This is a genomic window from Streptomyces sp. NPDC007896, from assembly GCF_042959425.1.
Taxonomy (GTDB): Bacteria; Actinomycetota; Actinomycetes; order Streptomycetales; family Streptomycetaceae; genus Streptomyces.
On record NZ_JBIBKX010000021.1, the window covers coordinates 139,550 to 163,273 of the forward strand.

Annotated in this window: 22 protein-coding genes; 16 read left to right on the plus strand and 6 right to left on the minus strand. The window is 68.3% G+C overall.

From position 1 onward, the window contains the following. Positions 1 to 778 (minus strand): ice-binding family protein (locus ACFZDJ_RS45735; protein WP_391068289.1); only part of this gene is annotated, 778 nt, incomplete at its 3' end. 790 nt (positions 779 to 1,568) lie between these two features. On the opposite strand from ACFZDJ_RS45735, the gene ACFZDJ_RS45740 reads away from it, so the two are divergent. Continuing rightward, positions 1,569 to 2,102, plus strand: a complete 534-nt coding sequence (locus tag ACFZDJ_RS45740; protein WP_075031430.1) for an NUDIX hydrolase — start codon at positions 1,569 to 1,571, stop codon at positions 2,100 to 2,102. On the opposite strand, the gene ACFZDJ_RS45745 is transcribed toward ACFZDJ_RS45740, so the two are convergent. Continuing rightward, positions 2,080 to 3,420 carry a helix-turn-helix domain-containing protein gene (locus ACFZDJ_RS45745; protein ID WP_391068292.1) on the minus strand — a complete coding sequence of 447 codons (1,341 nt, stop codon included), beginning with the start codon at positions 3,418 to 3,420 and terminating at the stop codon, positions 2,080 to 2,082. The two genes, ACFZDJ_RS45740 and ACFZDJ_RS45745, sit on opposite strands and share 23 nt — an antisense overlap. A 126-nt stretch (positions 3,421 to 3,546) precedes the next feature. Here ACFZDJ_RS45745 and ACFZDJ_RS45750 point away from each other — a divergent pair, with 126 nt between their 5' ends. The 3 genes from ACFZDJ_RS45750 to ACFZDJ_RS45760 all read left to right on the plus strand — a co-directional run bounded on the left by ACFZDJ_RS45750 (position 3,547) and on the right by ACFZDJ_RS45760 (position 5,378). Beyond that, positions 3,547 to 3,777 carry a hypothetical protein gene (locus ACFZDJ_RS45750; protein WP_391068295.1) on the plus strand — a complete coding sequence of 77 codons (231 nt, stop codon included), beginning with the start codon at positions 3,547 to 3,549 and terminating at the stop codon, positions 3,775 to 3,777. Between the two features lie 251 nt (positions 3,778 to 4,028). Then, positions 4,029 to 4,472: a hypothetical protein gene (locus tag ACFZDJ_RS45755; protein WP_181650770.1), complete on the plus strand. Its 444-nt coding sequence runs from the start codon at positions 4,029 to 4,031 to the stop codon at positions 4,470 to 4,472. Between the two features lie 117 nt (positions 4,473 to 4,589). Next, on the plus strand, positions 4,590 to 5,378 hold the full coding sequence (locus ACFZDJ_RS45760; protein WP_391068350.1) for a protein kinase: 789 nt from the start codon (positions 4,590 to 4,592) through the stop codon (positions 5,376 to 5,378). A 934-nt stretch (positions 5,379 to 6,312) separates the two neighbouring features. Here ACFZDJ_RS45760 and ACFZDJ_RS45765 read toward each other — a convergent pair. Next, a complete protein-coding gene (locus ACFZDJ_RS45765) occupies positions 6,313 to 6,795 on the minus strand; it encodes a GntR family transcriptional regulator (protein WP_391068298.1) in 483 nt (160 codons plus the stop codon). A 171-nt stretch (positions 6,796 to 6,966) separates the two neighbouring features. Here ACFZDJ_RS45765 and ACFZDJ_RS45770 point away from each other — a divergent pair, with 171 nt between their 5' ends. From ACFZDJ_RS45770 to ACFZDJ_RS45800, 7 genes are all read left to right on the plus strand, one after another. After that, positions 6,967 to 7,317: a hypothetical protein gene (locus ACFZDJ_RS45770; RefSeq protein ID WP_006381100.1), complete on the plus strand. Its 351-nt coding sequence runs from the start codon at positions 6,967 to 6,969 to the stop codon at positions 7,315 to 7,317. Further along, positions 7,314 to 7,526: a hypothetical protein gene (locus tag ACFZDJ_RS45775; protein ID WP_391068302.1), complete on the plus strand. Its 213-nt coding sequence runs from the start codon at positions 7,314 to 7,316 to the stop codon at positions 7,524 to 7,526. The genes ACFZDJ_RS45770 and ACFZDJ_RS45775 overlap by 4 nt, the downstream gene beginning before the upstream one ends. After that, positions 7,523 to 8,938, plus strand: coding sequence for a cell division protein FtsK (locus ACFZDJ_RS45780; RefSeq protein ID WP_391068305.1), 1,416 nt, complete (start codon positions 7,523 to 7,525; stop codon positions 8,936 to 8,938). The genes ACFZDJ_RS45775 and ACFZDJ_RS45780 overlap by 4 nt, the downstream gene beginning before the upstream one ends. A 53-nt stretch (positions 8,939 to 8,991) precedes the next feature. Further along, positions 8,992 to 9,690 (plus strand): DUF2637 domain-containing protein, encoded by a 699-nt coding sequence (locus tag ACFZDJ_RS45785; protein WP_391068308.1) that lies wholly within the window; start codon positions 8,992 to 8,994, stop codon positions 9,688 to 9,690. Positions 9,691 to 9,840: 150 nt separating this feature from the next. Beyond that, entirely contained in the window at positions 9,841 to 11,304 is a 1,464-nt protein-coding gene (locus ACFZDJ_RS45790) for a replication initiator (RefSeq protein ID WP_391068311.1), read from the plus strand. Further along, positions 11,301 to 11,507 (plus strand): helix-turn-helix domain-containing protein, encoded by a 207-nt coding sequence (locus tag ACFZDJ_RS45795; protein WP_391068313.1) that lies wholly within the window; start codon positions 11,301 to 11,303, stop codon positions 11,505 to 11,507. The genes ACFZDJ_RS45790 and ACFZDJ_RS45795 overlap by 4 nt, the downstream gene beginning before the upstream one ends. Continuing rightward, complete coding sequence (locus tag ACFZDJ_RS45800; RefSeq protein ID WP_391068316.1) at positions 11,501 to 12,895, plus strand: tyrosine-type recombinase/integrase; 1,395 nt, start codon at positions 11,501 to 11,503, stop codon at positions 12,893 to 12,895. Before ACFZDJ_RS45795 ends, ACFZDJ_RS45800 begins: the two co-directional genes overlap by 7 nt. A gap of 930 nt (positions 12,896 to 13,825) precedes the next feature. On the opposite strand, the gene ACFZDJ_RS45805 is transcribed toward ACFZDJ_RS45800, so the two are convergent. After that, positions 13,826 to 15,310 carry a trypsin-like peptidase domain-containing protein gene (locus tag ACFZDJ_RS45805; RefSeq protein ID WP_390938161.1) on the minus strand — a complete coding sequence of 495 codons (1,485 nt, stop codon included), beginning with the start codon at positions 15,308 to 15,310 and terminating at the stop codon, positions 13,826 to 13,828. A gap of 267 nt (positions 15,311 to 15,577) precedes the next feature. Between ACFZDJ_RS45805 and ACFZDJ_RS45810 the strand changes: the two genes are divergently transcribed. The 3 genes from ACFZDJ_RS45810 (at position 15,578) to ACFZDJ_RS45820 (ending at position 18,394) form a co-directional block, all read left to right on the plus strand. Continuing rightward, the gene (locus ACFZDJ_RS45810) at positions 15,578 to 16,387 is read left to right on the plus strand and encodes a glycerophosphodiester phosphodiesterase family protein (RefSeq protein WP_390938163.1); all 810 of its coding nucleotides are present in this window, start codon (positions 15,578 to 15,580) and stop codon (positions 16,385 to 16,387) included. Positions 16,388 to 16,524: 137 nt separating this feature from the next. Next, the gene (locus ACFZDJ_RS45815; RefSeq protein WP_384913611.1) at positions 16,525 to 17,163 is read left to right on the plus strand and encodes an ATP-binding protein; all 639 of its coding nucleotides are present in this window, start codon (positions 16,525 to 16,527) and stop codon (positions 17,161 to 17,163) included. Positions 17,164 to 17,428: 265 nt separating this feature from the next. Beyond that, a complete protein-coding gene (locus tag ACFZDJ_RS45820) occupies positions 17,429 to 18,394 on the plus strand; it encodes a DUF5926 family protein (RefSeq protein ID WP_168493454.1) in 966 nt (321 codons plus the stop codon). 263 nt (positions 18,395 to 18,657) lie between these two features. Here ACFZDJ_RS45820 and ACFZDJ_RS45825 read toward each other — a convergent pair whose 3' ends face one another. Both ACFZDJ_RS45825 and ACFZDJ_RS45830 read right to left on the minus strand, forming a co-directional pair. Then, positions 18,658 to 19,329, minus strand: coding sequence for a hypothetical protein (locus tag ACFZDJ_RS45825; protein WP_384913617.1), 672 nt, complete (start codon positions 19,327 to 19,329; stop codon positions 18,658 to 18,660). 55 nt (positions 19,330 to 19,384) lie between these two features. Then, the gene (locus tag ACFZDJ_RS45830; RefSeq protein WP_075031436.1) at positions 19,385 to 20,050 is read right to left on the minus strand and encodes a bifunctional DNA primase/polymerase; all 666 of its coding nucleotides are present in this window, start codon (positions 20,048 to 20,050) and stop codon (positions 19,385 to 19,387) included. 481 nt (positions 20,051 to 20,531) lie between these two features. Between ACFZDJ_RS45830 and ACFZDJ_RS45835 the strand changes: the two genes are divergently transcribed. Together ACFZDJ_RS45835 and ACFZDJ_RS45840 are read left to right on the plus strand one after the other, a co-directional pair. Then, the gene (locus tag ACFZDJ_RS45835; RefSeq protein ID WP_385370525.1) at positions 20,532 to 22,067 is read left to right on the plus strand and encodes a PP2C family protein-serine/threonine phosphatase; all 1,536 of its coding nucleotides are present in this window, start codon (positions 20,532 to 20,534) and stop codon (positions 22,065 to 22,067) included. 151 nt (positions 22,068 to 22,218) lie between these two features. Further along, positions 22,219 to 23,706, plus strand: a complete 1,488-nt coding sequence (locus ACFZDJ_RS45840) for an aminopeptidase P N-terminal domain-containing protein (protein ID WP_391068319.1) — start codon at positions 22,219 to 22,221, stop codon at positions 23,704 to 23,706. Positions 23,707 to 23,724 lie beyond the last annotated feature (18 nt).

The following is a 23,724-nucleotide window of genomic DNA, read 5'->3' on the forward strand; positions in this document are numbered from 1 at the left end:
GGCCAGGGGATCCAGTCGGACCAGCAGGCCCAGAAGGCCCGGCGGGTCCGGTCGGACCAGGAGGCCCGGCCGGGCCTGTCATGCAAACCGCCCTCGTGATGACGTTGTGGTCCAGCGTGACCGCACCATTACGCGCCAGCGCCCGGCCCTCAATCGCCGCATTGGTGTTCACCGTAATGGACTGCAGGGCCAGGATGTTGCCCTTGAAGAAGGAATTGGTGTCGATGGTGGCGGAACTCCCCACCTGCCAGAACACGTTGCAGGCCTGCGCTCCGTTGATGAGCGAGACGTTGCTCGTCGGGGCCGTGATCAGAGTGGATCCGATCTTGAAGATGAAGACGGCGTTCGGGTCACCCTTGGCGTCGAGAGTGACAGTCCCGGTGAGATTCAGCGACGACGAAGCGCTGTAGACGCCGGGAGCCAGCGTCTGTCCGCCGATGTCACCCGGGGAGGTCAGGACGGTGTTGGTTGCCCTGCTGGCCGCGTCGTTGTAGGCGATGACCAGGTCGGACTTGGCCTGAACGGCGGCGGCATCGGCGACGTGCTGCACTCCGTTGACGACTCCGGGCGGAAAACCCGTCACCGAGTTCCCAGGGCTGAGTCCCAGGTCGCCGTTGACGACCGTGTTGGGGACCGGGGGGACGACCACATTGGTGACCGTTGTACCGGCCAGGACCGCGTAACTCGTGGCGGTCCCCAATCCCACCGGGGCCTCAGCTGCGCGCGCAAGGTTCGAGATCAAAGTCATCGTCAGTAGCAGCGCGGTCGCGGGCACCATGACGATAGTCGCTCTGAATCTCCATGTTCGCCGCCTGCCCGGAGGAGCGGAGGGGATGGCATCCACTGCCATGGACGAGTCCTTCCTTGTCACCGTTGACCTCATCACCAGGCTTCCTGGCGGCTGAGGTGAGCTCTGGTCAGGCCACAGGCCCCTGTACTCGCGACGAGATCTCACAGAATCGTGACACATCGTCACTTAACCACAGGAAATACCTATATCAATGGAAGTAGTACCTTCGAGGCCACAGGAGTTGCGATGGCGTGGAGTTCGCCCTACCGGCGGATGCCGACGGATCAACCAGGCCATCGACGCAGCAGGATGCCGAGCACCATCACGCCGTCGACCTGTCCCTGGCTGGGGTGGTAAGCAGCGCAGTACCACCCCAGCCACCGCCCTCGTCCGGCAGCGTCCCTCCAGGGCCGCGAAGTGACTGGCATGACCGCCACCGACCGATCCAGATAGAGCTACTGATCAGATGGCGGCACCAGGTGGAGACGGTCCGGCATTGCGCGGGGCCGTCACCAACAGACTTGGAAGGCGGGTTGGGGGCAACCTCTCACGAGTTCGAATCTCGTATCCTCCGACGGTGCCTCACCAGGCACGATGTCGAAGGGCACCACTGCTCGCAGTGGAGCCCTTCGACGCCCACGACGGGCACCCTTTCAAGCCGAGGCCACCAAGGAGAGCCCTGGCCGCCATCTCGTCAATCTGACGCGAAATCGGCCGAACCTGCGTCCTCCCTCAACCAGTCTGCGATCCTGGAGACCGATCGAGAGGGGCCGTAGCCATGCAGTGGAAGATCCACGGGGAACGTCCGATCTACGAGAACCCTTGGGTGAACCTGTGGTTGACCGATGTGGAGCAGCCGGACGGACGCCGGTGGGAGTACCACGTCGTCAAGCTTCGTCATCTGGCCGTGGCCGCCGTAGTCAACGAGCGTCAAGAGGTCTTGATGATGTGGCGGCACCGCTTCATCACGGACTCGTGGGCCTGGGAGTTGCCCATGGGCCTGGTCGAGGACGGCGAGTCCCCAGAGGAGGCGGCGGCCCGCGAAGTGCTGGAGGAGACGGGCTGGCGTCCTGGTCCCATCAAGCCCCTGATCTACGCCGAGCCGGCCAACGGGATCACCGACTCGCAGCACCATGTCTTCCGCGCGGATGGCGCCACCCACGTCGGACCGCCCACGGAGAAGAATGAGTCCGACCGCATCGAGTGGATCCCCCTCAGCGAGGTGCGGGGGATGATCGACCGCCGCGAGATCGTGAGCAGTGGATCGCTCGTCGGCCTGCTGTACCTGCTCATGGATGAAGCGATCCGCTGACCGGTGGCAGGAGCTCCCGTAGCCGCGCCTCGAAGGCCAGGGCTACGGGCTCTTGCCTGTGCGGGGCCAACTGGTCGTAGAACTCCCTGAGATGGCCCGACACTCGCTCGGACGCCACCGCCGACGCGGGCACCAGAGCCTGCGTGGCGGTGTCGCACGCCTGATCAAGCTTGCCTTGGTCCAACTGCGTACGAGCCAGCCAGAACGCGTGAAACGCACGCCCGCGCTGGTTGGTGCGGTCCTCACGCCGTAAAGCGTCCGCGATCAAGGGTTCGGCAGTCGCTGCTTCGCCCAGTCGACCGTGGGCGATGCCCGTGTCCACGATGAGCTTCGGCTCATCGAAGTAGTTCACCCACGACGGGTCCGGGTCGCCTACCCCGATCTGCTCGAAATGGCGGTGTGCTTCCCCGATCGCCCGGTGAGCGGAGTCCCGGTTGCCGAGGGCGGCATGGGCAAACGCCTCGCGCATGGACAGCATCGACAGGACGCGTGGGGTGGTGCCCAGGGCTGAGCGGGCCTGGTCCTGGGCGGCGGTCACGAGTGCAAGAGAGTCCGCGGGCTTGTCCTGGTAGGTCGCCTGCAAGCTCATGCAGGCAAGGACGTTGGCCATGAATTGCCGATCGTCGATTTCCTTGGCCAGTTGCAGCGCTTCGGTGAAGTACGCGCGGGCCTGGTTGTACTGGCGAGCGTCGAAGTGGGTCCAGCCCGTGAGGCGTGCCAACTCGGCCGCGATTCCGTACAAGCCGTTCTGGATGGAGGGCGGTCGACTCTCCTTCAGGAGCCTAACCACATACCGGAGCTGGCCGACGATGGCCGGCCTCAGAGCTTCGCCGCCGTGCTGGTCGTCCCGTCGCCAATAGTCTTCGATGGACGACCGAAAAGCTTCCAGCGTGGCTGTGCTGAGGCTTGTTCGGGTGGCCAACGCAAGGATGCTGTCCACGTCTGGTCCCGGCAGAGAAGCGGGTGTCTGCTTCTCTGGCTCCTGCTCTTGTGGTGCCTCGCGCTCGGTGACGACGAGTGCCTGAGGCGTCTCCCAAGATCGCCTGGCAAGACCAAGCATGTGGCCTGGGATGCGCAAGCCGTCCGCGATGCGCTCGACAACGTCCATGTGGAGCAACTGGCGTCGGCCTGCGATGACTTCACCGACTCGGCTGGGCGTTAGCTCGCATCGCCTGGCGATCATCGATGGGTAGATGCCCGCTCTCGTTTTCACCAGTCGGAAAACTCTGGCGAAGTCCCGTACCCGACACGCATTGAGCATCTCGGGATCGGTGAGCAACCTGGCAGGCAGCTCCTGCGGCCGGTCGGCTTCGGGCATTGGGCAAGCTCCCACACTGCGAGGGCTACGCAACGTCGCTGATTCTCTACTTCCCGCGATATTACCCAAGTTGGGTAATCAGCCTGACCTTTTGGCGGCGGCCCCCGGGTCGCGATGCTCCTGTGCATGGCGAGCAATCAGCAGACCAGACCAGGCATCGGTGAACTGGCGAAGGACAGTGCCAGGGGACGTATCGGCGTCGTCATGGGTGAGATCGGCGGCCGCGTTCAGATAAGGCCGATCCGGGGCGGCAAGGAGTGGGATGCCATGCCGGACAACGTGGTGGCGCTCAGTGCGCGAGAGGAACTGAGCGCACGTCTGGCCGTGGAGAACGGCAACAGTCGGGTCCGGCTGTGATGCGCGCCATCGGCCGGTACGCCGGGGTCCTGTTCATCATCTGCATCAGCGGTTCGTGCGGCTTGGTGATCGGCATGGCCCTCGGTACCAGCCCGTAGACCGGTCGCCCCCGGACGGGTGCCAACTCCCCGGCTCCCCAACCCGTTCGGGGTCGACCATCCAAGCCCGCTTCCCGGTCGTCTATGAGCCGAGCTCGGCGATCAGGACGGGAGGTAAATGCCCATGCACCACCTCACACGAGGAGATTGCACATGACGGCAACGGCGAACGATCAGAAGACCGGTCGCGCGGTGGCTGGTGAGGAGCTGTTCGAGAGCCTCGCCCACTTCGTGGTCATCCACAACGGGCAGTCGTCCGAGCGTGCCGAGCGGATCGCGGACCAGGCGGTCGCGTTCCTGGTCACGGCGGCCACCGCCACCGTCCCTATGGTCCCGTCGGACGATGTGGACTTCGGCCTCCACGCTCTCATCCTGCACACGAAGGAGTACGCCGAGCTGTGCGAGCAGTACGCGGGCCGCTTCCTGCACCACAGCCCGATGCCGGGTGGAGGGGCCCGTGATCCTGAGAAGGTCGCCGCCTCGGCCCACGCGATGAAGGCGGCCGGGTTCGCGGTCTTCGACGACCTCTGGACCGTGAACGGCGCGAACCTCGCACAGTGCGATTCGGACTGTGGCCGACCGTACGGTCGGGCGTAGCACACGACAACAGCGATGTGGCCGGCCTCGACTCGTGGTCGGCCGCGTTCGCCCGGAAGGAGAAAGACGTTGCCCGGCTCAACCGCTGAACTGCCGGTCGTGGTGCTCGACGCGCTCATGCCCACGGCTCAGCACCTGGTCATCAACCGTCGGGGCTCCACGGTCTGGGAGGTGAAGAGCCCTCGGGGCCACTACGCCGTGAAACTCGGATATCCCATCGAGGCCACCGCCGACTGGCCTGCCCAGCCCTGGACCGCGCTCGCGCCCGCTCGCGAGGGTGCCGTGCTGCATCGCCTCGGCTTCGATGAGATCGCGTACGGCGAATGGGAGCGCGGAACATGGAACTTCCAGCCGTGGCATGAAGGGCCGGACCTGTACAGGCTGTGGGAGCCATGCCGTGGGCAAGACTCGTCCGTCGCACCGCACACCAGTGCGGCGCTGGGATGCGTGGAAGCGCTGGCCGAACTCCATGCAAAGGGGTGGGTACACGGTGACGTGCAGCCCGCCCACTTCATCATCGGGCCGGAACGGACGCACCTCATCGACCTCGCCCTTGCCCGGGGCGGACAAGTACCCGAGGGGTACGACTTCCCGTTCCGCGGCTGCCTCGTCCACTACGAGGCACCGGAGATCGCGCGCAGCGTGCTCGCCACCGGGGAAGCCGAGCCCACGCAGGAAGCAGACATCTACGCACTCGGCGCCTCCCTGCTCATCTCCGCCACAGGCTGGCGGGCAGTCGAGTACGCCGACGACGCTCCGCGCCCCGTACAGAGAGAAGCGGTGGCGAACGGTCGACGTCGTCCCGTCAAGGCGCCTGGTGAGCTGGGTGAGCTGATCGACGCGATGCTGAGCCACGCTCCGGAGGATCGCCCGACGATCTACGAGGTGGGCAAGGCCCTGAGCTGATCCCGAAGCCCCGGTTTATCCGGCGCCACTCACGCGGCGAAAGCCAACAACAAAAGACCGGACCACCCCTCAGCCTGGACAGCATTCCGGGTGGTCCGGTCGTGGAATCCCTGATCAGGACCCCGGTGCCGATGGTACCGGGGCGGTCGGCGTGCTCGGATGCGGGTGCGGCTACAACCCTGGCTTTCTGTTGTCGAGTTGGAGAGGACGACCCTTGCAGTACGGCCGACGGCAAAACGGTTCTGGCCTCAGCCACCGAAAGTCAGCCACAGCGGCGGGGGCGCCGAACGAGCACCCGTCACGTGTGTCTCCAGCAACCCCGTACCGCCCTCAGCCACGCTTCCCGAATGCGTCACAGGCTGCGCTCCTTCCGACCTGCGCGTCGTCGACCCACACACGGCGCCTCGCACAGCCTCGGGTCTCCGGTTGCAGGACGGCGGCCGATGGGGCGACGTGGTCGCTCTCAGCGCGTCTCGGCAGGGACCTGGTACTCGGGCTGGTCGGGTTGCTTCCTGCTCTGGCTGTCCGCCTTGGTGGTGTTGCGCGCTGAGTGGCCGGGGGCCGCCGGAGCGGTGGCGGAGACAGGGAGCGGCGGCGGCCCGTGGCCGCCCGCGCGCGCGGACCGCCGTAGGCGGTCCGCCTTGATCCAGTAAAGAAACTCTGAACAGCCCATAGGGCAGTGGTCGATCAACCTGAGAGACACGCGGATGCCATGGGCAAGCCCCCGGTTCGAGCAAGCGCGGTACGGAACGACGGCACGGCGGCAAGCGGGGAGCGATGACCGAGCACATACCGGACAACGAAATGGGGTTGACCAGCATTCACGTCGGGGACACGGATCAGATGGCCGCGCTGATCACGGAGATGCGGGCCATGGTCGGCCGCCTCAGCAGGGAGACCAAGGAGTTGCGAGAGGAAGTGGCCCAGCTCAGGACTACGGCTTCGACTGCTGAGCAGCCTTCAGCTCCTCGACCTCACGGCGCAGCTCCTGATGATCAACGCTGAGTGCACGGATCTCGTCGCGTAGCGCTGTGAGCATTTCAGTGAGGGTGGCCCCGGAGGCTTCGGCGTCGTCGGGGCCTCCTTCCCCCTGTTGCTCCTGGTGGGGCTTCCCGTCCTTGTTCGCCAAGTACCAGGCTGGAGCGTTGTAGTTCGCGGAGAACTCGCCGCCGGCATCGTGGTCTGCGACGAAGCTGCCCCGGCCATGGATCGTGTAGATCAAGCCGTCATCGCGCAGCACATTGAGCGCGGCCCTCGCAGTCATGTTGGCGACGCCAAAGCGTTCCTGTAGCTCGCGAATGGACGGCATCTGCTCGCCCGGCTTGATCCGCCCCTGCAAGATGTCGCGCCGAAGCTCGTCGGCAGCGTGCTGATACGGCGGCCGGCGGTCCTGCTTGCTCTCTGGCGCGGGGCTCATGGCCCAAGAGTAGCGATTCCTAGCACCCCTAGCACACCCCACTGACATAGGTGGCCTATGTCAGCTGATACCTAGCTCACCCGATTCACTTGACACTGCTAGGTCAGCTATGTTCAATGGTGATCACGCCCCGCCGCCCTGGTGGAGCGCAATCGGAAGGAATCAACTCCCATGGCACGCATCCGTGTTGGCCTGCTCCCTACCTCGTCGTTCATGGTCGGCACCCTGCCGGTGCCGAAGTACGCGGACCAGGAGAAGACGCAGTTCGCGACCGACCGTGAGACCGGCGCGAAGCTCTACACGATCACCCTCTTCTTCATGGAGGAGGACCGTGCCGAAGCTCTGAAGATCACCGTTCCGGAGACCGGTCTGCCCAACGGCCTCCGGCCGGGTGTCCCGGTCATGCCGGTGGAGCTGTTCGCCACCCCGTGGGCGCGGATCTTCAACGGCTCGCTCTCGGACGGCATCGCCTACCGCGCGGGTCGGCTGGACCTGGTGGCCCCGGCCGCTGAGGCGGCGTGAGCGACACCGATCTCCGGTCCGGCGCTGAGTTCAGCTACCCGCTGCCTCACGCCGGGCCGGATGCCCGGTTCACCGAATCGCTCGTGACCTCGGTGGCGGCCGTCCTCGTCGGCTGCGGCTATCCCCGCGTCGACGCCTCGGCGGATCGGGCGGCCCTCGAATCGGCCCTTGGGGCCTTCCTCTACAACACGTTGGAGAAGCGCATATGAAGGATCCGAACGCCCCGGCGGAAGGCGTCCTCGGCTACGGCCCGCTCGTCGTCGACCTGGCCCTTGCCGTGCTCGTCGGATGGGCGGTGTGGTGGGTGGTCCGCTACGTGCGCGCCGACGCCATGACCCGGCAGTCAATCCGGCAGGCCGTACGCGTGCGGTGGGGCTGGAAGCGTCTCGCACCGATGCTCAAGCTGTCTGCCACGGACAAGACCCCGACCGCACTGGCATCGCTGGCGAACACGAACGGCAAGCCCATTAGGCCGCGCGTCCTCATACCCGCTTTGAGGGTGAAGCACGACGCGTACGGAGTGATCGCTCGGGCAAACTGCCTGCCCGGCGTGGGGCTCGAACAATTCCAGAGGGCGGCCCCGCACCTCGCGGACGCGTGGCGCTGCACACGGGTCGCAGTCACCCAGGACAAGCCTGGGCAGGTCGTCGTCCGAGGTGTGCGACTCGATCCGCTGAAGTTCCCCACCGAGCATCACCCCACAGGTGAAGTACCGGATGAGACAGCCCGGTGGGATCTGGGCCTGGACGAGTACGCACAGCCTGTGTCGGTGAACCTCACACAGGTGCCCGGCGTGACCGTGGCCGGCCTTCCCGGCTTCGGTAAGACCAGTCTGGTCAACCGGCTCCTCTCGGACTGGGCGCCCTCGCGGGCGGTGCAGTTCGCCTGCGCGGACGGCAAGGTGTCGGCTGCGTACGAAGGCGACTATGCCGACTGGGTGCAGCGCATGTTCGCCTTCGTAGGCGATGACCTGGAAGAGGCCAACAGGCTGTTCCGTCGGCTGGTGGAGCTGCGGCGCGCACGGTCCGCGTCGGTGCGCACGGTGCTCGGAGTGAAGTCCATGTGGGACATCGGCCCGTCCGACCGCTGGCCGCTCGTCGTGCTGATCGTCGACGAAGCCCACACCTACTTCCGCGACCACAAGGGGAGCGACCCGAAGACCAAAAAGCTCGCCGCGTTGGCTGCCGAGAACGCCCGGCTCGTCGAAGACCTGGTGAAGAAGGGCCGTTCCGTTGGCCTGCTCGTCATCCTCACCACCCAGAAGTCCACCGGCGACGCAATCCCGACCTTCATCCGCGACGTATGCCCCGTGGGCCTGAGCTTCGCGCAGAAAACCGCCGAAGCCGCAGTGGCCGCGCTCGGCGAGGAGATCCGGGAATGGCCGGACGCCAACCCGATCAACCTCCAGGACCCCACCTATGTCGGCGTCGCATCCATGAACCACCAGTCCCAACCCGGCTTCACCCGCATCCGCACGCCGTACGTGCCGGACGCGGATGCGGCCCGCGTCGCCGAGCAAACCGCACACCTCACCGCCGACCCCTACGTCCTCCTCGAATCCGTCCTCGGCTCTCCCGTGGGAGACCTGGACCTGATCAAGGCCGACGCCGAAGTGGCCTAACCGACCGCCCTGCACATTCACGACGCCAAGCGAAAGAAAGGAGGTGAACACCCATGACAGAGGACCAGATCACTCAGCGCACCATCACCGCCGTCATGATCGTCATTGCCGCGCTGGCGTTCGTCTTCTCTTTCGGCAACGTCTGGTCCCTCTCCCTGCGCCTGGGCGTCCCCGGCCCGATCGCACCGCTCATTGCTCCGATGGTGGACCTCTCAGTGGTCGGCCTTCTGGTCGCCCTGCGCTATCTCTCCCTGCGCGGACTGCCCGCCGAACAGATAACGGCCGCCACCCGTCTCATGCACTTCTCCGGACTGCTGACCTTGGCCCTCAACGTCGCCGAACCGATCGTTGCCGGACACTACGGCCGCGCCGCTGTTGACGCGGTGGCCCCGCTGCTCCTCCTCGGCTGGGGCTCCGTCGGCCCGCAGCTCTTGCGCGCCTTCCAAACCGTCGCTCGCCCCGCCGTAACGGCTTCCCTGCCGGACGAGATCGAGTCGGCGACTGAGACGGCTTCTGACGCATCCCGCCCGGCGGTGCCGCTCACCGTTCCGGCTCGGGCCCCGGTCACTCCGCACGTCGCCCCGGCTCCCGCTTCGCCTGTGGTCAAGGTTCCTGAGCCGCTGCTGACCGAAGCACGCTCCATTGCAACGTCCCACCACACCGATCACGGCGAACCGATCACGGCGGCCCAGCTCAAGACGCGACTCGGGATCGGCCTGCCCATGGCCACCGCGCTTCACGCCGCTCTGTAGGGCCGCACCCTTCCGCTGGCCTCTCCGGCACTTCCCACCACTGCCCGCCCCTGGGCCCGACCTGCCATGCCTGCGGGCAGCAGCCCGAGCGCACTGAATCGCTGCTGCCCGCAGGCCCACCCTCGTGCCAGAAAGGACACTCCGCCACCCATGCGCCGCGCCCTCGACCTGCGCCACATCATCAGCCCCGGCCTGCGGGACCTGGTCGAACTGGCCAACACCGACGACTTCGACCGCGTGATGGAGCAGGTCCGCGACCTTCGCGGCTGCACCAGCCCCGTCAACCTGCACGGCTGGACCGTCACCACCGACCAGACCACCAAGCAAGTGGTCCGCTCCTACCGTTCCGAGGACGAACCCTCCGGCCGTCTCCTCACCACCTGCGGCAACCGCCGCGCCTCCCGCTGCCCCGCCTGCTCCCGCCTCTACGCCGCCGACACGTACCACCTGATCAAGGCCGGACTGTCCGGCGGCAAGAACGTCGCCGAAACCGTCCGCGACCACCCGCGCGCCTTCGTCACCCTCACCGCCCCGTCCTTCGGCCCCGTCCACAACCGCCCCACCACCGACGCGGGCAAGCCCCGCCCCTGCGCATGCGGCGACAGCCACCCCCAGGACGCACCCGAACTCGGCACGCCACTTCACCCGGCAAGCTACGACTACACCGGCGCCGTTCTGTGGAACGCCCACGCCGGGGCTCTGTGGGCACGCTTCACCACCTACCTGCGCCGCGCTCTCGCCAAGCACCTCGGCATGACACAGAAGGCACTCAACGCTGCCCTCCGCGTCTCCTTCGCCAAGGTCGCCGAATACCAACAACGCGGCCTGGTCCACTTCCACGCGGTCGTCCGCTTCGACGGGCCCAACGGCCACACCACCTCGCCCCCGGCCTGGGCCACCTTCGACGCCCTGCACGCTGCCGTCGGCCTGGCGGTCGAGCGCGCCCGGCTCCTCGTCGAGTCGGACGCGGTCGGCGAACGAGTCATCCGGTGGGGTGACCGCTTCAAGGTGGATCAGATCTCCGCCCTGGGGGACGGCGAACTCACGGATGCCAAGGTCGCCGGATACGTCGCCAAGTACGCCACGAAGAATGCCGAGGGCGCGGGCACCGTGGACCGCACCCTCGTGTGCCGCCCCTGCGCCGGACGCGGCTACGTACGCGGCCCTGACGGCTTCCGTGACCTGTGCGACGACTGCGACGGCACCGGCCAAGCCGAATCCCTCACCGACCTCCCAGTACAGCAGCACGCCCGCCAGATGATCCGTACCGCTTGGGCGCTCGGCCACCTTTCGGAGTTCGCCGACCTCAAGCTCTGGAAGTGGGCTCACATGCTCGGCTTCCGCGGCCACTTCTCCAGCAAGTCCCGCGCCTACTCCACCACCCTCGGCGCGCTCCGCGACGTACGCCGCGTCTGGCGCTCCGCACAAGCCGACCGCGCTCGTGCCTTGGCCGGCCTCCCCGTCGACGACGAGAACACCACTCTCGTCACCGACTCCGCATGGACCTACCTCAGAAGCGGCTACCGCCCCGGCGAAGAACTTCTCGCCGCCCAGGTTCGCCACGACTTAGCCCACGTCCAAAGCACGAAGTCCGAAGGAGAACCCTGGCTGTGACCACTCCGACCAAGGCCGACAAGCAGACGCTGAAGCTAGTCGAAGCGCTGGATGAGATTGGGGTGTCCCGCGCCGCCTTCTATCGGATGCGCGCTCGGGGCCAGGCACCCAGGCACCTGAAGCTGCCCAACGGCCAGATCCGCATACGCCGGGCAGACCTCGATGCCTGGTTCGACGCCTGCGAGGTGCGGGAAGCGTGCTGACCTACGACGTTCAGATTTGGGGCATCCGCAAGCGGCCCAACCGTGCGGCGGCCTATCAGCTCCGGTGGCGCGTTGGCCCTCGGCCCTTCTCCAAGAGCTACAAGATCAAGGCTCAGGCCGACGGCCGACGCTCGGAACTGCTGACCGCCCTGCGTAGCCGCGAACAATTCGACACGGAATCCGGCCTGCCCGCCTCGGAGGTCCAGGCACTCAATTCCTCCACCTGGTTCGCCCACACCCGCGCGTACGCCGAGATGAAATGGCCGGGCGCCTCGGCCAAGCACCGCGCGAGCATCGCTGACACGCTCGCCACCATCACGCCGAAGCTGGTCAAGGACAACCGCGGGGCTCCGGCTTCGAAGGTGCTCCGGATCGCGCTCTACTCGTGGGTCTACCGGTTCGTCCTCGGCGGTGACGGAACGCTGAGGCCGCGTCTCGACGTCGAAGAGCCCCCTGCCGAGATCGTGGCCGCGTTGGACTGGATCGGCCGGAAGTCCGTGGACATCACCGCCCTCAACACACCCTCGGTGGTGCGCACGGCGCTCGACGCACTGAAGTTGAAGCAGGACGGCACGGCCGCTGCCGAGAACACGGTGAACCGCAAGCGGACGGTCTTCAGCAACTGTCTCCGGTACGCGGTGGAGCGGGAGCTACTGACGGCCCTGCCCCTCGACAAGGTCGACTGGACCCCGCCCGAGACCGACGATGAGATCGACTTCCGGTTCGTCCCCGGCCCCAAGCTGGCGAAGGCGCTGATCGACGCTGTCGGTGAGCAGGGCGAACGCGGACGGCACCTGATGGCGTTCTTCGGCTGCCTCTACTACGCGGCCAACCGCCCTGGTGAGGCGGCCAGTCTCCGTGAGGACGACTTCACCCTTCCCGAAGAGGGCTGGGGTGAAGTCCTGCTCTCCATGAGCACCCCACGAGTCGGCTCCGGATGGACCGACACGGGCGAGTCGTTCGATACGCGCGGACTGAAGAAGCGGGCCCGCAAGGCGACCCGGCCGGTGCCGATTCCACCGGTTCTCGTGCGCCTCGTCCGCGAACACGTCAAGGAGTTCGGCACCGCCGAGGACGGCCGGCTGTTTCGTGCGGCCCAGGGTGGCCACCTCCTGTCCAAGGAGTACGGAGAGGCGTGGAAGGCCGCCCGGCTCGCAGTGCTGACGGAGTCCGAGGCGGCCTCGCCGCTGGCTGACGTGCCGTACTCCTTACGCCACGCGGGCGTCTCGCTCTGGCTTGAGTCCGGCGTCTCCCCAGCCGAGGTCGCACGCCGGGCAGGCCACAGCATTGCGGTCCTGTTCCGCTTCTACGCCAAGGCGATTCACCGCAACCAGCAGCGGGCGAACCAGCAGATTGAACGGGCCTTGGAGGCTGCCGACGGCGAATAGACCGTACGGGCCCGTCTAACCACAGGCGCCACCCTCACCCATGCCGAGGTGGGGGTGGCGCCTTTGCGCTATCGGGGCCCGATCTCCTCCGTCAAGGCAAGGGGCTCCATCTAAGGTGACCTGGTGGGGTTTTGGCTGCGGGAACGATGGGGCGGACAGCCGGTCTGGGCGAGATGGGTTCTCGCGGCGTACATCACTGGCTTCCTTGAAGGCACCTGCGCTCACTTCCTCGACTTGGCCCGTCGTGGGGTACACGCTTATGCGTCGTTTCCGCTCCCCTTGCAGGTGTTCTTCATGAGCTTGGCGGTCCTCGATCCGCTGACTGCCGTGTTGGTGGGACTTTTCCGGAGAAGCGGCATCTGGCTAGCTGGCGGCGTGACGGTGCTGGACGTCTGCGCGAACTGGATCGGCAACTGGCAGTGGGTACAGGACGATCCCACAAGGCTGTTGCGCCCCGTCGGGCTCCTGCCCATCACCCTCTTCGGCTTGTTCGTCGTCGCGTTCTTGGTTCCCTTGCATCGCACGGTTGCCAGGACAGTAGACAGGTCCGGGCCACGATGCCGTCCGGGGGATGACTCGCGGGTCCCGGCGTCCCTGGGACGGTCCATGCCTCGGATCAGGCAGGTCCGCTGACCAGCAGATTCCCGGACCTGGTCCGCCGGAAAACTGGTCCACGCCTGGTCCACACGCAGTGATCCACACCGCGACAGAGCCGGATCAAGGTGAGACAGCCCCCATACAGAAGGGGTGCCCCTCGCTGAGAGGCACCCCTTCTGACCAGCACGTCTATAACCTGCAGAGTAGGCGAGATCCGAACCCACGGTGACGCTTTCACGTCACACGTTTTTCAAGACCGTTCCCTTAGGCCGCTCGGGCAACCCACCCCGCGCCACCGGCGAACGTCGGTGGCGCGGGGACAAGACTAACCGGTCAGCTGTCGCCGTCGCGCTGTCCGAGGGTGACCTCGGCGGTGTGGGTCTTTCCGTCGCGCGTGTAGGTGAGCTTGACGACGTCGCCGGGCTGGTGGGTCCAGATCTCGCCGATGAGGGTCGGGCCGCTGTCGATCACCTGGTCGTCGAGCTTGGTGATGACGTCGCCGGGCTTGAGACCCGCCTTGTCGGCGGGGCCGCCGGAAGTGACCGCCGCGGAGCCGCTCGCGCCCTGTTCGGTGATCTTCGCGCCGCCGGTGCCGTCCTCGAGGGAGACCGAGGCGCCGATCACCGGGTAGACCGGCTTGCCCGTCTTGATCAGCTGCTGGGCGACGTGCTTCGCCTGGTTGATCGGGATGGCGAAGCCGAGGCCGATGGAGCCGGACTGGCTGGTGCCGCCCAGACCGCCGCTGCTCGAGGACTGGATCGCCGAGTTGATGCCGATGACCGCGCCCTGGGCGTCCAGGAGAGGTCCACCGGAGTTGCCCGGGTTGATCGAGGCGTCCGTCTGCAGGGCGCTCATGTAGGAGGCCTTGCTGCTGGCACTGCCGTCGCTGGAGGCCACGGGGCGGTTCTTGGCGCTGATGATGCCCGTGGTCACCGTGTTCGAGAGGCCGAAGGGCGCGCCGATCGCGATCGTGGAGTCGCCGACCGCCACCGAGTCGGAGTCACCCAGGGTGAGTGGCTTCAGGTCGGATGGCGCGTTCTTGAGCTTGATGACCGCGACGTCGTAGCCCTGCGCGTGGCCGACGACCTCGGCGTCGTACTTCTTGCCGTTGGGGAAGGTCGCGGTGAGCTTGCCGCCGTCGACCGCGTCCGCCACGACGTGGTTGTTGGTGAGGATGTGACCCTGGGTGTCGAAGACGAACCCCGTGCCGGTGCCGCCCGAGCCGCTGCTGCTCTCGGCCTCGATGGTGACGGTGCTCGGCAGCGCCTTGGCGGCCACGTTCGCGACCGTGCCCGAGGCCCGCTTCACGTCACCGCTGCCGCTCGGCGCGGAGACCGTCGTCGAGTCGGTGGAGCTGTCGTTGTTCTTGGCCAGCGAGTAGCCGATGCCGCCGCCGACGCCGCCCGCGACCAGCGCGGCCACCAGGATCGCCGCGACCAGGCCGCCGCGCCCGTTCTTGGGCTTCGGCGCGGGCTGCCCGTAGGAGGAGCCCCAGCCGCCCGCTCCCGAGCCGCCACCGTCCGCGTACGACGGAACGGCGGGCGGCGGGGGCGGCCAGCCCGCCTCGGCGGCGGAGAGCGGCGCTCCGGACGCCCCGGAGTCGTGTCCCTGCGCCCCGGGAGCCCCGGCGCCGAACGACGCGTACGCCGGTGTCTGCTCCGGTGCGCCGGGGGCGCTCGGAGGCACCGTCGGGATCTGGGCGGTCGGCGCGCCCCCTTCGGGCGCAGCGCTCTGCGCGGAAGCAGCGGGAGTTTCCACCGGCACAGGAGGTGCGGACGGGGCCGGGGGTACTGCAGTGCCCTCGTTCTCGGTGCTCACAGCTCTTCTCCTCGGTCCACGGCTGTTGTTCTCGGTCGCACTCGGTCACGCTCACTCACGCTTGTCAGACGGTCCGGCGCGATGCAGCTGTGCTGGTGTGCATGTGCTTTTTGTACGCCGTCAGCTTTTCCCACGGGACGTCAGAGCACCATAAGCGGTGGCTGTGGGTCCAGGACCATCCTTTATATCGGGCTTTTTATACTAAAAATAAACATTCCTGATGTCTCGGCCCCCACGTCGGCGCCGTGACGGTGGCACCATGACGCGGTGACCCACGCACGACAGCACCCGATTCAGGTCGTCGCCCACCGCGGGGCCTCCGAAGAGGCTCCCGAGCACACCCTGGCCGCGTACAAGAAGGCGATCGAGGACGGTGCGGACGCCCTTGAGTGCGACGTACGGCTGACCGCGGACGGACATCTCGTCTGCGTGCACGACCGCCGCGTCAACCGTACGTCCAACGGCCGCGGAGCCGTCTCCGCCCTGGAGCTCGCCGAGCTCGCCGCCCTGGACTTCGGCTCCTGGAAGAACCGCGACGAGTCCCCCGACTGGGAGTACGGCCCCGGGGACCCGGAGGACACCTCCGTCCTCACCCTGGAGCGGCTGCTCGAACTCGTCGCCGACGCGGGCCGCCGCGTGGAGCTGGCCATCGAGACCAAGCACCCCACGCGCTGGGCGGGCCAGGTCGAGGACCGGCTGCTGCTCCTCCTGAAGCGCTTCGGCCTGGACGCGCCGGCGAGCGCCGCCGCCTCTCCGGTGCGCGTCATGAGCTTCTCGGCGCGCTCCCTGCACCGCGTCCGGTCCGCGTCCCCGACGCTGCCGACGGTCTATCTGCTGCAGTTCATCTCGCCCCGGCTGCGCGACGGACGGCTGCCGGCCGGTGTCCGGATCGCGGGCCCCTCGATGCGGATCGTACGCAGTCACCCCGGATACATCGAACGGCTGAAAAGAGCCGGTCATCAGGTCCACGTCTGGACGGTGAACGAACCCGAGGACGTCGATCTCTGCGTTGAACTGGGCATCGACGCCATCATCACCAACCGCCCGCGCGCGGTGCTGCGCCAACTCGGCCGCTGACCTCGCGGCTCGCCGTCCGGAAACCACCGCCCGAAGCGCCGGCAACGGCCGTCCGACCCCGTCAATCACCGCCGAAATCCAGCCACACGGTTACAGGGAGTGCACCGGCGCGTTCGGTCCGTGTTCGATCGTTACGAGTGCGTCAGCAGACGTGGATTGGCCGGTTTCCGGTCCAGCCCAAAGGGGCATCCACTCCGTGGCGTGGGGCAAAGGAGGTCTCGGGGGTGGCGTTGGTGGTGGCACAGGAGGTGCCCACGTCGTCGAGCATGGCCGTTCCCCATGGCCCTGCGGGCGTGGGGAGAGCAAGGCATCGGATGCGCGACCAGCTGCGCACCGGTGGAGTGACGGAATCGGTCATCGACGACGCCGTACTGATCCTTTCCGAACTTTTGAGCAATGCGTGCCGGCACGGCAGGCCCCTCGGCGACGCCTTGGCCGGGGACGGCGACGTCCGGGCCGCTTGGCGCGTCGACGCGTCCGGGAGGCTCACCGTCGAGGTGACGGACGGCGGTGGTCCGACCCGCCCGGTTCCCGCCACGCCCTCGGTCACCGCACACGGCGGCCGTGGGCTGAACATCATCACGGCGCTGGCCAAGGACTGGGGCGTACGGGACGACACCCGCGGAGAGGTCACCGTGTGGGTCGTCGTCCAGGACGACGTGACGGACACGGCCGCCGCGCGCCGGCGGGACGACTTCGCTACGCGCGTCGCGTCACCAGGCGTGACGGGGCTGCCCGGGCTGGACTTCGCGGACGTCTTCGACGACTTGGACTGACGACCGCGTACGGACCGAACACCCACCACACCCACCACACCCACCACACGCACCGGACGCACCGGACGGCCGGACGGACCGACCACCGCGCCACACCAGGACGGGACGGGGAGGAGACCCCCCGACGGGACGGGGGAGGAAACCCCGTACGGAAGGCTCTGTTCCGGGACGACTCGGTGCGTTGTCCACAGGGTCCCGTCAGCCGACGTACGAGCGGCTAGGCTCGCGCCAGTACGAGACGAGCCGTGATCGGGAGACACCCACGATGGCCAAGAAGCGACCCCAGACCAAGGCCAAGCAGCCTCAGCTCAAGGACGGGGAGATCCCGGTAGTCGGCGCTCGCGAGCCCTGCCCCTGCGGCAGCGGCCGCCGCTACAAGGCCTGCCACGGCCGGGCGGCCGCACACGCGGTGACGGAGCTGGTCCAGCGCCCCTTCGAGGGCCTGCCGAGCGAGGGCGACTGGGTCGCGCTGCGCGAGCTGGTGCCCGCCGCGACGGTCGAGCTGAAGCTCAAGGAGAGCCTGCCCGAGGGAGTTCCCTCGGTGACGCTCGCCACCGTCCTGCCGATGGCCTGGCCCGCGCTGCGCCGCGACGACGGCTCGGTCCTGATCGGCCTGCAGAACGACACGGCGTCCGGCGACATCAGCCGCGACCTCGCCGACACCCTCCAGCGCGCGCTCACGGCGCAGCCCGGCACCCCGATCCAGGGCCGCCGCGCCCCGGCCGACGGCCCGCGACTGCAGGAACTGCTCGACCCCGAAGGCACGTTCGAGCCAGTTGTGCACTCGGGCTTCGAGTTCTGGGTCCCGGACGCGGAGCACTCGACGCCGGAGGTCACCGCCTCCCTGGAGCGGGCCAACGCGGCGGCGATCCCGACCGTGAAGCTCTCCGGCGTGGACGCGGCGTACTGGTGCGAGACCCCCGACAAGAACCACCTGCGCTGGGTGATGCCGTACCCGGAGGAGCAGCTTCTGGACGCGCTCGCGCGGCTGCACGCGGCCGGTCGCTCGAGCCTCGGCGAGGGCACCCGGCTGGTCGGTTCCTTCCGTGCCCACGGGCTCACGGTGCCGGTCTGGGACCTGCCGACGGGCGTCACGGCCGACGATGTGGAAAAGCCGGCGGCCGAATTCGCCGAGCGCCTCGCCACCGCCCTGGCCTCGGACGCACCGCTCACCGTGGACGAGCGGCGGGCACGGGGCGGCCTCACGAACCGACAGGTCACGCTCAGCTGACACACAGCGGGGACACTGACCGACCGGTCAGCTGGTGGGTGCTTCGCGGTACAGGTGACTCCTGTCACAACTCCCGGCGGTGACAGGTAAATCCGTGTCCGAATAGCCGAGATCGAATTTGCGAACCGCCGATCTCTTGTTACCGTTCGAGTAGCCCGGTTGCTGGTGCATCCCCCGTCGCCAGCAACCGGGTCTTTCCATGTACGGATTTCCCTGCGGCGTCAACCGCCTTGCCACGGGGCCGAGTTGCTCCCCGAGGCGCTCTACGGACCGCTGTCCGGTCCGCTTCCCAAGGTGCTCTCGGAATCGCTCCCCGAGGCGCTCTCCGCCTCGCTTCCCGACCGCAGCAGCATCGGCCCGCTCCCGGCGCTCCTCGCGAACTCCGCGACCGCCGTGTACGCCCCCACACCCCCCGCCGTACGCCCTCTGGGCGTCTCGCACACCCCCGGGTCGTCCTCGGCACCCACCGCGCAGTTCATCTCCACGGTGCGGCCACCGGGGCCCATGAGGCTCAGTGCGGAGCTCAGCTCGTCACCGGTCGCGTTGCGGTAGTAAGTGCGCGCCCAGGTGTCCTCCCCCTGGGTCATGACACAGGTCTGCGCCTCGATGCCGTCGGGGGAGGAGAGTTCCGGGCCGCAGCGGGCGGCGGTGGCCCGGCCGAGGCCCAGAAGCCGGGGCACGGGCGCGGAAGCGGGAGGGGTCGCGGAAGCGGAACGGGGCGCGGCGGGGGCTGCCGTTGCCTTGTCGTCGATCGTCCGGGACGCGCGTAGGGCCTCGGAGCTCCCGTCACCGACGGGTCCTGCGGAGGCCACGGTCAGTGGCAGGGCGACCGTGAACACCACGAGGCCCGCCAGCGCCACCAGGCGAACCCTGTGGGAGTCCGGCCCGGCACGTAGAGACGATGGGGCTCTGTGTCCCCCGGAATGACGCTGCATAGTGCGGAACATAACGAGCGCGGGTGGGCGCGCGGCTCACCGCGCGCCGGGCACCCTACAACTCGGGCGCGCTCACACCCGTACGAGTGAGCGCCTCCACCACCGCGTCCACCACGGCCTCCACATCGGGCACCCAGGGCGCGGCCGAGCCGGGCAGTGGTGCGCGCTCCCAGCGGATCTGGCCCTGGCCGGTCTCGGACGGGGGCAGCGCGATGTAGCCGCCCTCGCCGTGGAAGCGCAGGGACCCCGGCACGAAGTCCTTGGCGTAGAGGAGCTCGCCGAGCTGCTCCATGGAGTAGGGCGCGACGAGGATCGCCCAGCGCGTGGGCGCCGCGACGACCGGGCCGAGGCGCATGCCCGTGCGGTCGAGCGCGTCGAGTGCGCGGGCCGCCGCGAGGGCGGGCAGACTCACCGCGCAGGGGGCCCTGCCTCCGGTGGCCAGCACGATGGGTGCGGACGGCCGGTTGGTCCACCACCAGCGCACCATGCGCTCGTCGGTGGTGGCCGCGAGGAGGCCGGGGTCGAAGGGGTGGGCACCGGGCACCGTGCACTCCGGGTCCGGGCACCCGCAGCGGGCACGCCCCTGCGGGTCCGGTGCCACACCCGGGAGTACGGGCCACTGCCAATCGGTCGCGAAGGTCAGGGCCGCGCTGAGCATCTCAGGCCTCCCGTTGTTTCGCCTGGACAGGAGCCTGCGTCGCCTTCCGAGGATCTCGCGCATGAGCGCTCGTTCCTTTCCGTTGCACGCCTGGCAACACCGTGGATCACATCACGTCATGTGTCGATCACTTCACTGTGCGTACCTGCTGGCGCATCACACCCCTGCGCACGGCAAGGGGAACCCATCTGGGCCGAGCATTGGCTGCGTCCGCGTCCATACTGCGTCTGTCTAAAGCATGGGCATGGCGTGGGGTGGCGGCGCCTGGCGATTTGCCGTCCCGCTGTTTCTTGCCGCCTCCGCCACGGGAGGATGGGGCACGGTCGTCGGTGGTTAAGACGCCCGGGTCCGTCGCCAGGTTCCGGGCGGATCCCAACCACCCCTGGCCTTCACCGAGTACGTACCCATCACGACCGCTGTGACGCTCCGTCGAACGAGGCCAGTCGACCTCAATGACCCGTTACCCGAGTCAGTTTTAAGCCAACTTTGCTTTCCCGCAAGGGTTACCGAGGGTCTCATGGACACCAGGAATCCCAGCAGGACAATGCTGGACATCCCCTCACGAGTGCGTGTACATGTGGAGACACTGCTAGCGGCGCAGAACGACATGGGGGTTTGCGATGCTATTGAGCAATACGCACCGGTCGGAAAGCCGGACGCCATGAACGCCCCTCACGTTCCGAAAGTGGCCGGAATCGATTCAACGGTTCCCGCGCCCACACACACTGTCGCGCCGACGACGTCCGTCACGGGTTCCGCGACGGGTTCCGCAACGGGCTCTTCTTCGGCCACCTCGTCCACCGGCCCCGGAGCCGTTCTCCAAGATCGGCTCGCCGGCTGGGTGTCCGACCTCACCACGCTCCACGAACTCACCGAGCGCCTGGTGCGCACCGCGACACTGAGCGACGCGCTGCAGGAGCTGCTGCGCGCCGGAGCCGCCCTCGTGGGCGCCCGACGCGGTCTCGTCGTCATGGAACCGGGCGACGGACTCGGCCCGGACACCACCATCGGCCTGGGCCTCGCCCGCGCCGACCTCGGCCACATCGAGACCGTCCCGCGCAGCGCCATGTCGTACGGCAGGATCCTGGACGGGCTGCCCGGCGGCGAGGGCGAGATCTCCCAGCCCGACCTGCTCTCCGAGGACGGGCTCGACCCCCGCCACCGCGAGGTGGCCGCCCGGCTCGGCTACGCCGCGAGCTACGCGCTGCCCCTGTCCACCAAGGCGGCGGGCCGGCTGGGCGCCGCCGTATGGCTCTACGACGAACCCGCCGAACCGGTGGAGCGCCAGCGCCACCTCGTCGGCCTCTACGCCCGCTACGCGACCGAACACCTGGCACGGCTGCTGGAACTGGACCGCACACGCGCGTGCATGAAGACGATCTCCCGGGAGCTGCTTCCGCCACGGCTGCCCCGGGTCTCGGGTGTCCAGCTCGCCGCCCGGCACCGCACGGGCCCGCGCGGCGGCGGCGACTGGTACGACGCGCTGCCGCTGCCCGACGCCGCGCTCGGCCTCGCGGTCGGCTCCGTCACCGGGGCCGGGCCCAGCGCGGTCGCCGCCATGGGCCGGCTCAGGGCCTCCCTGCGGGCGTACGCCGTGATGGAGGGCGAGGACCCCGTCGCCGTCCTGTCCGACCTCGAGCTGCTGCTGCGCCTGACCGAGCCCGCCCGTTCCGCGACCGCCCTCTTCGCGTACTGCGAGCCCGCCCTGCGCAAGGTCACGCTCGCCGGTGCCGGACACAGCCCGCCACTGGTGATCGGCGCGCGGCGCACCGAGTTCGTGGAGACCTCCCTGTCCGCGCCCCTGGGCATGCTCGCCTGCTGGGAGGCGCCCAGCGTCGAACTGACGGCCGAGCCCGGCGAGACCGTGCTGCTCTACACCGATGGTCTGCTGCACCGCACCGGCGACCCCATGGACCGCGCCTTCGCCCGGCTGCACGCGGCGGCCGCCAGCGTCCCCAGGACGCTGCGTGAGGACCCCGGCGCGCTCGCCGACCATGTTCTGCGGTCCGTGCTGCCGGACGGGCTGGACGAGGCGGACAGCGCGGAGGACGTCGTACTGCTGGCGGCTCGCTTCGAGTGAGACCGTCGGGCCGCGCGCTGAGCTCTGCGCGTAACAGGACTTCCGGCCCTGGGCCCACCTCTGTACGACCGTACGATGATGGGTGTCCCCCTGCTCCGGCACAGCGGAGAGCTGGGGGGGAAGGTCCAGAGTCGTATCTAGGAGGCAGACCGTGTCGGAGGCGCTCAACCCGGAGACCCCGGAAGCCGTGCTCGACGATGCCGCTGACGAAGCGGGCGAAGAAGAGCCGATCAAGCAGCGCAAGAACGGCCTGTACCCGGGCGTGTCCGACGAGCTCGCCGAGAACATGAAGTCCGGATGGGCCGACACCGAGCTGCGCGGCCTCACGCCGATCGCGCAGGCCGAGTACACCGCCGCCCGCCGCTCCGCGCTCTCCGCGCGCTTCCCGGGCGAGCGCCTGGTGATCCCGGCGGGCAACCTGAAGACCCGCTCGAACGACACGGACTACCCCTTCCGCGCCTCGGTCGAGTACGCGTACCTCACCGGCAACCTGACCGAGGACGGCGTCCTGGTCCTGGAGCCCACCACCGACGGCCACAAGGCGACGATCTACCTGCTGCCGCGCTCCGACCGCGAGAACGGCGAGTTCTGGCTGTCCGGGCAGGGCGAGCTGTGGGTCGGCCGCCGCCACTCCCTCACCGAGGCCGAACAGCTGTACGGCATCCCCGCCTCCGACGTGCGCGAGCTGGCCGACAAGCTGAGCGAGGCCACCGGACCGGTCCGGGTCGTGCGCGGCTACGACGCCGGCGTCGAGGCGGCCCTGACCGACAAGGTCACCGCCGAGCGCGACGAGGAGCTGCGGGTCTTCCTCTCCGAGGCGCGGCTGATCAAGGACGACTTCGAGGCCGGCGAGCTGCAGAAGGCCGTCGACTCGACGGTGCGCGGCTTCGAGGACGTCGTGAAGGTCCTGGACAAGGCCGAGGCGACCAGCGAGCGCTACATCGAGGGCACCTTCTTCCTGCGCGCCCGGGTCGAGGGCAACGACATCGGCTACGGCTCGATCTGCGCCGCCGGCCCGCACGCCTGCACGCTGCACTGGGTGCGCAACGACGGGCCCGTGCGCTCCGGAGACCTGCTGCTGCTCGACGCGGGCGTGGAGACGCACACGCTCTACACCGCCGACGTCACGCGCACGCTGCCGGTCAACGGCCGCTACAGCGAGATCCAGAAGAAGATCTACGACGCCGTGTACGAGGCCCAGGAGGCCGGTATCGCGGCCGTGCAGCCCGGTGCCAAGTACCGCGACTTCCACGACGCCGCGCAGCGCGTGCTGGCCGAGAAGCTCGTCGAGTGGGGTCTGGTCGAGGGCCCGGTCGAGCGCGTCCTGGAGCTGGGTCTGCAGCGCCGCTGGACCCTGCACGGCACCGGCCACATGCTCGGCATGGACGTCCACGACTGCGCCGCCGCACGGACCGAGACGTACGTGGACAGCACGCTGGAGCCGGGCATGTGCCTGACCGTCGAGCCGGGCCTGTACTTCCAGGCGGACGACCTGACCGTCCCCGAGGAGTACCGGGGCATCGGCGTGCGCATCGAGGACGACATCCTGGTGACCGAGGACGGCAACCGGAACCTGTCGGCGGGGCTGCCGCGCCGCTCCGACGAGGTCGAGACGTGGATGGCGGCCCTGAAGGGCTGACGTAGGGCTGACGTAGGG

Coding starts and splice junctions, on each gene's coding strand:
- ACFZDJ_RS45740 (WP_075031430.1), top strand. CDS start 1,569: ATGCAGTGGAAGATCCACGGGGAACGTCCGATCTACGAGAACCCTTGG.
- ACFZDJ_RS45745 (WP_391068292.1), bottom strand. CDS start 3,420: ATGCCCGAAGCCGACCGGCCGCAGGAGCTGCCTGCCAGGTTGCTCACC.
- ACFZDJ_RS45750 (WP_391068295.1), top strand. CDS start 3,547: ATGGCGAGCAATCAGCAGACCAGACCAGGCATCGGTGAACTGGCGAAG.
- ACFZDJ_RS45755 (WP_181650770.1), top strand. CDS start 4,029: ATGACGGCAACGGCGAACGATCAGAAGACCGGTCGCGCGGTGGCTGGT.
- ACFZDJ_RS45760 (WP_391068350.1), top strand. CDS start 4,590: ATGCCCACGGCTCAGCACCTGGTCATCAACCGTCGGGGCTCCACGGTC.
- ACFZDJ_RS45765 (WP_391068298.1), bottom strand. CDS start 6,795: ATGAGCCCCGCGCCAGAGAGCAAGCAGGACCGCCGGCCGCCGTATCAG.
- ACFZDJ_RS45770 (WP_006381100.1), top strand. CDS start 6,967: ATGGCACGCATCCGTGTTGGCCTGCTCCCTACCTCGTCGTTCATGGTC.
- ACFZDJ_RS45780 (WP_391068305.1), top strand. CDS start 7,523: ATGAAGGATCCGAACGCCCCGGCGGAAGGCGTCCTCGGCTACGGCCCG.
- ACFZDJ_RS45785 (WP_391068308.1), top strand. CDS start 8,992: ATGACAGAGGACCAGATCACTCAGCGCACCATCACCGCCGTCATGATC.
- ACFZDJ_RS45790 (WP_391068311.1), top strand. CDS start 9,841: ATGCGCCGCGCCCTCGACCTGCGCCACATCATCAGCCCCGGCCTGCGG.
- ACFZDJ_RS45820 (WP_168493454.1), top strand. CDS start 17,429: ATGGCCAAGAAGCGACCCCAGACCAAGGCCAAGCAGCCTCAGCTCAAG.
- ACFZDJ_RS45825 (WP_384913617.1), bottom strand. CDS start 19,329: ATGCAGCGTCATTCCGGGGGACACAGAGCCCCATCGTCTCTACGTGCC.
- ACFZDJ_RS45830 (WP_075031436.1), bottom strand. CDS start 20,050: ATGCGCGAGATCCTCGGAAGGCGACGCAGGCTCCTGTCCAGGCGAAAC.
- ACFZDJ_RS45835 (WP_385370525.1), top strand. CDS start 20,532: ATGCTGGACATCCCCTCACGAGTGCGTGTACATGTGGAGACACTGCTA.